The 969-nt window shown below is 30.0% G+C and carries 1 protein-coding gene and 1 pseudogene; one reads left to right on the forward strand and one right to left on the reverse strand.

The window, feature by feature from the left end; translation table 11 throughout:
- A pseudogene (locus tag KQI71_RS12245) lies at positions 1–185 on the forward strand (integrase core domain-containing protein); the annotation flags it as partial.
- 121 nt (positions 186–306) lie between these two features.
- Here the strand turns inward: KQI71_RS12245 and KQI71_RS12250 are convergent.
- Positions 307–747, reverse strand: coding sequence for a hypothetical protein (locus tag KQI71_RS12250; protein ID WP_253288124.1), 441 nt, complete (start codon positions 745–747; stop codon positions 307–309).
- Positions 748–969: the final 222 nt, after the last annotated feature.

The following is a 969-nucleotide window of genomic DNA, read 5'->3' on the forward strand; positions in this document are numbered from 1 at the left end:
ATAATGCTCCTATGGAACGTTATTACAATACTCTCAAGAATGAACTGGTTCATCATCATTCCTATCATTCTGAGAAAGAATTATATACATCCATTGAAGAATTTGCGTACGTTCATTACCATCACGAACGACCGCATTCTTACAACAATTATCAAACGCCTTTTGAGGCACGCTACGGGGTATAAATCCTGTAGCAATAAAAATTAGGTCAAAGTGTTACAAAAAAGCTTGACCACAACATATTTCACTGATGAATAGGTTTGGAAGTTTATAAATTAGAAAGATTTTTTGGTAAACTAGAAACTTTTATTCCGATAATCGAAAGAATAACCCTTCAGAAAGTGCTATTTGATTAAATAAATTATGTGTTTTTTTGGGAGCATTGTATAGGGATAAATGCAAACAATCCCAATCGAATACCAGAAGCATATTTTCATTTGGAAATAAACAATTCAACGTTCCTGAATGATTTTTCATAATTTCAGAAATCGTATATTCTATCTGTTCAGGACTGGGTTTGTCAATCCAATCATTCCATAAAATCGAGATATGATAGTAACACATCAATTTCAAAATAATATTTACAAACTTATTTTTTATGATGTTATGTTTTTTACTGTTTAATAAATAATCTTCTACATCAAAAAATTGTCCGTCATGCTCTTTAAGAACCTTTTTAGGAAAGAAGTCAATAATATAACATTCTTTCTGAAGCAGATTATCTATGATTTCCATGGTATCTTTCATAAAATTACCTCCATAAATCTTCTGGTAGTGTCAAATACTACCCATTTTTATTGTTCTAAAAATCTTTAAAACCTTGATTTATTGGAGGTTTGCAAATAAAAAGAGCATTGACCTCCATTTTGAAGTATAATGAATTCACCACAAACCATTGTCAACAAAGGAGACAATGCTCATGGATATTATACTTTATTTACTTCACTTAATTCAATACCAACATAATCA

This window comes from Anaerostipes sp. MSJ-23 (genome assembly GCF_018918155.1).
Classification (GTDB): Bacteria; Bacillota; Clostridia; order Lachnospirales; family Lachnospiraceae; genus Anaerostipes.

Coding starts and splice junctions, on each gene's coding strand:
- KQI71_RS12250 (WP_253288124.1), bottom strand. CDS start 747: ATGAAAGATACCATGGAAATCATAGATAATCTGCTTCAGAAAGAATGT.